Consider the following 7788-nt stretch of genomic DNA (forward strand, 5'->3'; position numbering starts at 1 on the left):
AGCTAGGCTGGCTTCGCCGGCTTTGGCCCAAGGGCCAGGCAACCGCCGCGCCCCCGACTGCTTCTCCGCCCATTGAATTGCTTACAGTTCAGGCTTGAACAAGAACTGATATTGATGTCACATTACTGATTGTAGGCTGGCGGTCAAGCGGACCCGATGCTAAAGGTCGCAAATGCTGGACATCGGTGATTCTGCGTTGGAGCCCTTGGCCCCCGCCACGGCGAAGGGCGCTGCGATGCGCCAGCGGCTCCTTGATGCCTCGGCGCGCGTCTTCGCGCGTAAGGGGTACGAGGCAACCAGGGTCGAGGATATCGTCAAGATTGCTCGCACATCCTACGGCAACTTCTATCGGCACTTTCGGAATAAGGATGAGATTCTGCTGGCCGTGCTTCGGCCACTGATCGACGAGATCTACGTTGCAAGCAAGCGTAGGATCGGCCGCTCATTGAAAGCGACCGAAGCGGAATTCATTGAAAACACCATCGCTTATCTCAAGATCTATGCACAGCATCGTAAATTGTTGCGCGTTATGCGCGAGGCGGCTGCTCGCGGCGAGAAAGCCACCTTCCTGTCGCTTTACGTCTCGGAACGAAGTCGCTTCGTGAGACGAACCACCACCTGGCTAATGCGGCTTCAAGGATTAGGCGAACTAAGTCGTGAACTTGATCCTGAAATGGCTGCTGAGGTGCTCGGTTCTACGATGGAGCAGATTGCCTACATGAAATTTGATCTCGCGCCGAAAGATCCGAGTGATGCCGAGACCCAGCACATAGGCACACACTGCGCGAAGGTCTGGTATCGAGGCGTGTTTGGGATGGTCAAAGAAAGCCCTGAGGCTTCGAATTGACGTATCGCCTTAGGCGGGACTCATTATCCGCTCTGCGTCGCGACGAGGTATGAGCGAAACACAATCATGAGCAGCTTCTCTCGCTGCTGTCGGTGGGGATGATCGGCAAGATCGTCGCCTTTCTGAGTCATCGAATCCTGTATCGATCGGGTGCGACGCCCGTCGATGTCCATGTGGCGTCTCACGGCCATTAGAGCCTATTCCTCGAATTTCGGCCCAAGACGGCCACGGCCTGTCGTCCGTCTAAACGCCAGCTAGGGTCTTGTTTGCAAACGATAGGCGAACTCGGCTTGACGAGACGAGCTAATCGGTAATATGACGTCAATATCACTTTTAAGCGCCAGCCAGAAGCGCAGATCGTTTCGCACGGGAGGAGCCGATACAATCGGCAAAAAGCAATGAAACCAATGATTTCGTCACTCCATCTGCGGCTTGCTTTGGTGCTGCCATTGGGTTGCTTCGGCGTGATCTGCGGCGAAAATCCGGCGGAGTGCGCGTCGTGATCCTCAATGAAACGCAGGCGGCAATACGCGACGAGGTGCGTAAATTCGCCCAAGAGCGAATTGCTCCTCGCGCGCGCGAGTTCGAACAGGCCAAGGGATATCCAGCAGAACTCTTTGAGGAGCTTGCGGGTCTTGGTCTCATGGGAATGCTCGCACCCGAAGAAGAGGGCGGAGCAGGTGCGGACTACGTCTCTTACGCAGCTTCGCTCATCGAAATTGCTGCGGCGGACGGCGCGCTATCAACAATCCTTAGCATCCAGAACAGCCTGATCGTATCCGGCCTCATGAAGGACGGCACGCCGGCACAGCGAGCAAGCTTTCTGCCTTCGCTCATTTCCGGTCGAATGATCGGCGCATTCGCTCTTACGGAGGCAGAGGCAGGTTCTGATGCTTCCGCGTTGAGGACGCGCGCGACCCGTGCAGGATCTGGTTACAAGCTCAACGGAGCGAAGCAGTTCATCTCGTCCGGTCGAACGGCCGGACTCGCGATCGTGTTCGCCGTCACCGATCCTTCCGCCGGCAAGCGCGGCATCACAGCTTTTCTGGTTCGCACCGATAGTCCAGGTTACAGCGTCGAGAGGATCGAGAGTAAGCTTGGACAGGCTGCGTCAGATACTTGCGCGCTGCGGTTCGACGACGTTTACGTCGAAGAAGAGATGCGGCTTGGTCGGGAGGGGGGCTGGTTATTCCATCGCGCTTTCCAATCTGGAGGCCGGCCGCATCGGCATCGCTGCCCAATGTGTCGGGATGGCTCGTGCGGCTCTCGATGCGGCTACCAGATATGCGGGCGAGCGAAAGAGCTTCGGCGCTCCAATCTTTTCGCATCAGGCCGTCGGGTTTCGGCTTGCGGATCTTGCCGCCCGCCTGGAGGCGGCGCATCAACTGGTTTTGCATGCGGCCGCAATGAAGGACGCGGCCCTGCCGTGTCTGAAAGAAGCGTCAATGGCCAAGCTTATTGCGTCCGAGGCGGCCGAGGCGGTGGTCTCCGGTGCGCTCCAGACGTTCGGTGGCTACGGCTATTTGGAAGATTTCTCCGTCGCCAAGATCTACCGAGATGTGCGCGTCTGCCAGATCTACGAAGGCACCTCGGACATCCAGCGAATGGTCATCGCGCGCGAACTCGCCCGAGAGGCGACAGCTCACGATTAGTTTCGAAACTAACGGAAGGTCTCCACGTCCATGTCCGACCCAGTTGTTATCGCGAGCTACGCGCGCACGCCTATCGGGTCCTTTCAGGGCGCGCTCGCGCGCTTCAAGGCCACCGAGCTCGGTGCGGCGGCAACGAAAGGGGCAGTTGAGCGTGCTGGCATCGAGGCGGAGCGGGTCAATCAGGTCGTGATGGGATGCGTGCTGCCGGCCGCGCTCGGTCAGGCTCCCGCCCGACAAGCCGCGTTGGGAGCGGGATTACCGCTTAGCGCGCAGGCGACCACGGTCAACAAAATGTGCGGTTCGGGCATGCAAGCCGCGATCTTGGCCCATGACGCACTCGCGGTGGGATCTGCCGACGTCGTCGTTGCAGGTGGCATGGAAAGCATGACGAATGCTCCGTATGCCCTGCCCAAGCATCGCGGTGGTGCGCGCATTGGGCACGACCGCATCGTGGACACGATGATGATGGACGGATTGGAGGATGCGTACACTCCAGGTAAGGCCATGGGCGCCTTCGCGGAAGATGCTGCTCGCGAATTTCAGTTCGGTCGCGATGCGCAAGACGCATATGCGCTCCGATCCTTGGATCGCGCTCGGACTGCGATCGCCAGCGGCGCATTTGCCGACGAGATAGTCGCTATGCCAGCGGCCGCCAAAGATGGATCGGTCGTGGACACGGACGAGCAGCCAGGAAAGGCTAAGCCCGAGAAGATATCTCTGCTGAAGCCGGCGTTCGCGGCTGACGGCACCATCACCCCTGCCAACGCATCGTCCATCTCTGATGGAGCCGCAGCTCTCGTGATGACCCGCCTAAGCATTGCCGATAGGCTGGGCCTTCCGATCGCCGCCACGATCCGCGCACACGCGGCGCACGCTCAGGCGCCGGCTCTCTTTACGACTGCTCCCGCGCCGGCAATTCAGAAGGCGCTGGCCAAAGCGGGGTGGTCCGCTTCGGACGTCGATCTCTACGAGATCAACGAAGCATTCGCCGTCGTGGCGATGATCGCTGCGCGCGAGCTCGACATTCCGGCCGAGAAACTCAACGTCAACGGCGGTGCGACCGCCCTCGGCCATCCCATCGGCGCAAGTGGCGCCCGAATCATCGTCACGTTACTGGCCGCGCTTAAGGCGCGGGGCCTCAAGCGCGGTGTGGCCAGCCTCTGCATTGGTGGCGGCGAAGCGACGGCAATGGCCATCGAAATCTGAATCGGAAAGGACAAAGGACAATCATGCAAATCAAGGGAACGGCGGCGGTTGTGACTGGCGGGGCGTCTGGCCTCGGAGGCGCCGCAGCGGAGCGCCTGGCGGTCGCCGGTGCGAAGGTCACCATCCTGGACCTCAATGCAGAGCTGGGCGAGGCGCACGCCAAGTCCATCGGCGGGCACTTCATCAAGGTCGACGTGACTGACGAAGACGGTGTCGAGCATGCGCTCGAGTCAGCAGAGCTCATGCACGGTAAGGCGCGGATCCTGGTCAACTGCGCCGGCCTCGGGCCGCCCGGCAAAGCCATCGGTCAAGACGGCAAGGCGCTGCCGCTGCGCGACTTCGCCAGGACCATCAACATCAATCTGATCGGTAGCTTCAACGTGCTATCGAAGTTTGCCGCCCGTCTTCATATGGCCGAGACTGTTGGTGAGGAGCGAGGCGTCATCGTCAACACGGCCAGTGTGGCTGCATACGATGGCCAGATCGGCCAAGCCGCCTATTCAGCATCAAAGGGTGGAATCGTCGGCATGACGCTGCCCCTTGCTCGTGAATTTGCGCGTTACGGCATTCGGGTGATGACGATCGCGCCGGGCATCTTCCTTACGCCGCTGCTGATGTCGCTTCCGGAAGAGGCGCAGAAGTCGCTCGGCAAGCAGGTTCCATTTCCAAGCAGGCTCGGTCAGCCGTCCGAATTTGCTCAAATGGTCGAGTCCATTGTCGTCAATCCGATGCTCAACGGCGAAACAATCCGCCTCGACGGCGCAATCCGGATGGCACCGAAATGAGCGGGGTCGGCGCGGAGCGTACTCAAGAGATCGCGGATCGCGTCGAGCGCTTCGTTCGGGACGTCGTTGTCCCGTTCGAGCGCGATCCTCGCCGTGATCATCACGATTGCCCAAAGGACGAGTTGGTCACCGACCTGCGCGAGCTGGCGCGGGCTGCAGGCGTCTTGACGCCGCACATCCTGGCAGATGGTTCACACCTCTCGCAGGGCGAAACCGCTATCGTTCTGGCCAAGACGGGTCTATCGCCGCTTGGGCCGCTCGCGTGCAACACGGCGGCTCCCGACGAAGGCAACATGTACCTTCTGGGTAGAATTGGCTCGCCGGAGATCAAGGAACGCTTTCTCAAGCCGCTGGTCGAGGGACGCGCTCGGTCCGCCTTCTTCATGACCGAACCGGCCGAAGAAGGGGGAGCAGGCTCCGACCCATCGATGATGACCACGACCTGTCGCCGGGACGGCAATCAGTGGGTCGTGAACGGACGCAAGGCGTTCATCACAGGTGCCCGCGGAGCCAAGGTCGGCATCGTTATGGCAAAGGCCGAGGAGGGCGCCTGCATGTTCCTCGTCGATTTGCCTGATCCGGCAATCACCATCGATCATGTGCCCAACACGATCGACAGTTCGATGCCAGGCGGGCACGCCGTCCTGACCATCCGGAATCTGCGCATCCCGGCCGATCAAATGCTCGGACACCCGGGTGAGGGCTTCAAGTACGCGCAGATCCGCCTTTCGCCGGCCAGGTTGTCGCATTGCATGCGCTGGCTGGGCGCCTGCATTCGCGCGAACGAGATCGCGACGAGGTACGCCAACCGTCGGCAGGCGTTCGGCAAGACGCTCATCGATCATGAGGGAGTTGGCTTCATGTTGGCCGACAACCTGATCGACCTCAAGCAGGCCGAGTTGATGATCTCCTGGTGCGCGAGTGTCCTGGACACGGGATCGCTCGGAACAAACGAGAGCTCCATGGCGAAGGTTGCGGTCAGCGAGGCGCTCATGCGTGTCGCCGATCGTTGCGTGCAGGTCATGGGCGGATCGGGCGTGACCAACGAAACCATCGTCGAGCAGGTGTTTCGTGAGGTTCGTGCATTCCGCATCTACGACGGTCCCACCGAGGTGCACAAATGGTCACTTGCGAAAAAGATCAAGCGCGACTGGCAGAAGGCAAACCCGTGAGCGCGCTCGACGATACCGCCAACTCCGGATTGGCGGAACCCTCTGACGCCCATCGTCTTGACGAGGGTGCCTTGGCGCGCTGGATGGCGGCCAATGTCGAGGGGTTTCGAGGGCCGCTCAACGTCTCCAAATTCAAGGGAGGTCAGTCGAACCCAACTTACCGTCTTCAATCCGCAGGCGGCGTCTACGTGCTCCGGCGCAAACCACCGGGCCCATTGGTAGCCGGAGCGCACGCCGTCGATCGCGAGGCGCGCGTCCAGCGCGCGCTGTCGCAGGTCGGGTTTCCTGTGGCACGCATTTACGGCTATTGCGCCGACACGTCCGTCATCGGAAGCGAATTCTATGTGATGCAGCTGGTGGAGGGCCGCATCTTCTGGGACGCGACTTTCCCCGGAGTTAGCAGAGAAGAACGACCTTCCTACTTCAACGCCATGTGCGACGTCATCGCGCAACTCCACTCGGTTGACCCGACCTCGATCGGCCTGGGCGACTACGGCAAGCCGGGCAGCTACTTTGCGCGGCAGATCAGCCGGTGGTCGCGCCAGTATCAGGAAGATCCACAGGCCGGGCGCGATGCCAACATGGATCGCCTTGTCAGCGAGCTTCCGGGAAGGATTCCGGCGGGTGACGAGGCCTCCATCGTGCATGGCGACTTCCGTTGCGACAATCTGATCTTTCATCCGAGCGAGCCGCGGGTGATCGCCGTGCTCGACTGGGAGCTTTCGACCCTCGGACATCCGCTCGCCGACTTCGCTTACCACGCAATCATGTATCGAATGCCTCCGCACATAGTTGCTGGCCTAGCGGGAGCAGATCTGGCCGCTCTCAATATTCCGAGAGAAGCCGAATACATCGACAGGTACTGCCGCGCGACCGGCCGAGAGGCGATTGCAGACTGGCAGTTCTACGTTGCTTTCAACTTCTTTCGGCTTGCGGCGATCATGCACGGCATAGCCGGTCGCGCGCTGCGCGGGACAGCGTCGTCGACGCAGGCCATCGAGCGCGGAAAGAGCTTTCCGGAACTGGCGAAGCTGGCTATTCGCGCGTTGGAGAATCTAACATGAGTGCTCCGGTCGAATTCTCTTGCGACGAAAAAGTCGCAACCTTGACGTTGGCACGTCCGGAACACGGAAACACGATTGATCCGGCGATGGCCCGCGCTCTCCTGCAGGCCGCCGAACGTTGCGACGAAGATGATGATATCCGATGCGTCATCCTGACGGGGCGCGGAAAGCTGTTTTGCGCAGGCGGTGATGTCAGTGCTTTCGCCGCGGCTGGCGACAACGTGTCGGCATTCCTGGAGGATTTGGCGGGAACGCTTCACGCGGCGATTGTGCGCCTTATGTATATGCGGAAACCGCTGATTACGCTTGTGAACGGACCTGCAGCCGGAGCCGGCATGAGCCTCGCAATGATCGGCGACTTTGCGTTAGCGGCGCGGTCAGCGCACTTCTGCGCCGCCTATACCGCCTTAGGCCTCAGTCCTGACGGAGGAATGAGCTGGCTGCTACCGCGCGTGGTCGGCCTTAGGCGAGCACAGGAGATCATCTTGTCTAATCGACGCGTACCGAGCGACGAAGCGGAGCGAATAGGTCTCGTTACGCGTATTGTCGATGGCGAGCAGCTGCTTGCTGCCGGCACCGAAATTGCCGCGAAACTTGTGGCAGAACCGGTGGCGGCGCTCGGCGCAGCACGCCGTCTCTTGGTCGAAAGCTATGAAAGCACGTTGGAGGAGCAACTCGAGTTGGAGATGTGGAGCATCGCCGAGCTGGGCGGCTCGGACGAGTCGCGCCGTCGTGTTGCGGCATTCGCCGCTCGTCGCAATTCAAACGGATGAAAGGATCAGGCTATGGCAGAAGCTTATCTCGTTGAGGTGGTACGGACAGCTGGCGGCAGGCGTAACGGCAAACTTTCCGGCTGGCATCCGGCCAACATGGCTGCCGAAACACTCAACGCGGTCGTCGATCGGTCGGGGATCGACCCGGCCGCCGTCGAGGACGTGATCCTGGGTTGCGTGACACAGGCCGGCGAGCAGGCGTTCGCCTTCGGGCGGAATGCGGTGCTTGCCTCCAAGCTCCCGGAATCCGTTCCGGCCGTGACGATCGATCGGCAATGCGGCAGCTCGC

Annotated in this window: 7 protein-coding genes and 1 pseudogene; all 8 read left to right on the top strand. The window is 60.8% G+C overall.

Translation table 11 applies throughout. The features are described 5' to 3' along the window. The first annotated feature begins 172 nt into the window (after positions 1-172). Positions 173-847 carry a TetR/AcrR family transcriptional regulator gene (locus tag RAD15_RS41980; RefSeq protein WP_270162959.1) on the top strand — a complete coding sequence of 225 codons (675 nt, stop codon included), beginning with the start codon at positions 173-175 and terminating at the stop codon, positions 845-847. Between the two features lie 499 nt (positions 848-1346). Then, positions 1347-2499: pseudogene (locus RAD15_RS41985) on the top strand (acyl-CoA dehydrogenase family protein). Between the two features lie 30 nt (positions 2500-2529). Next, positions 2530-3705 carry an acetyl-CoA C-acyltransferase gene (locus RAD15_RS41990; protein WP_458184561.1) on the top strand — a complete coding sequence of 392 codons (1176 nt, stop codon included), beginning with the start codon at positions 2530-2532 and terminating at the stop codon, positions 3703-3705. Between the two features lie 23 nt (positions 3706-3728). Further along, complete coding sequence (locus tag RAD15_RS41995; protein WP_458184562.1) at positions 3729-4490, top strand: SDR family NAD(P)-dependent oxidoreductase; 762 nt, start codon at positions 3729-3731, stop codon at positions 4488-4490. Then, complete coding sequence (locus RAD15_RS42000) at positions 4487-5662, top strand: acyl-CoA dehydrogenase family protein (protein WP_375849398.1); 1176 nt, start codon at positions 4487-4489, stop codon at positions 5660-5662. The genes RAD15_RS41995 and RAD15_RS42000 overlap by 4 nt, the downstream gene beginning before the upstream one ends. After that, a complete protein-coding gene (locus RAD15_RS42005) occupies positions 5659-6726 on the top strand; it encodes a phosphotransferase (RefSeq protein WP_375849396.1) in 1068 nt (355 codons plus the stop codon). The genes RAD15_RS42000 and RAD15_RS42005 overlap by 4 nt, the downstream gene beginning before the upstream one ends. Further along, positions 6723-7499, top strand: coding sequence for an enoyl-CoA hydratase/isomerase family protein (locus RAD15_RS42010; protein WP_375849394.1), 777 nt, complete (start codon positions 6723-6725; stop codon positions 7497-7499). The genes RAD15_RS42005 and RAD15_RS42010 overlap by 4 nt, the downstream gene beginning before the upstream one ends. 12 nt (positions 7500-7511) lie before the next feature. Beyond that, positions 7512-7788 (top strand): thiolase family protein (locus tag RAD15_RS42015; protein ID WP_458184563.1); only part of this gene is annotated, 277 nt, incomplete at its 3' end.

The organism is Bradyrhizobium sp. 14AA, assembly GCF_054185205.1.

What these genes read in the sequence shown, in the direction of transcription:
- RAD15_RS41980 (WP_270162959.1), top strand. Translation starts at nt 173, where the DNA reads ATGCTGGACATCGGTGATTCTGCGTTGGAGCCCTTGGCCCCCGCCACG.
- RAD15_RS41990 (WP_458184561.1), top strand. Translation starts at nt 2,530, where the DNA reads ATGTCCGACCCAGTTGTTATCGCGAGCTACGCGCGCACGCCTATCGGG.
- RAD15_RS41995 (WP_458184562.1), top strand. Translation starts at nt 3,729, where the DNA reads ATGCAAATCAAGGGAACGGCGGCGGTTGTGACTGGCGGGGCGTCTGGC.
- RAD15_RS42000 (WP_375849398.1), top strand. Translation starts at nt 4,487, where the DNA reads ATGAGCGGGGTCGGCGCGGAGCGTACTCAAGAGATCGCGGATCGCGTC.
- RAD15_RS42010 (WP_375849394.1), top strand. Translation starts at nt 6,723, where the DNA reads ATGAGTGCTCCGGTCGAATTCTCTTGCGACGAAAAAGTCGCAACCTTG.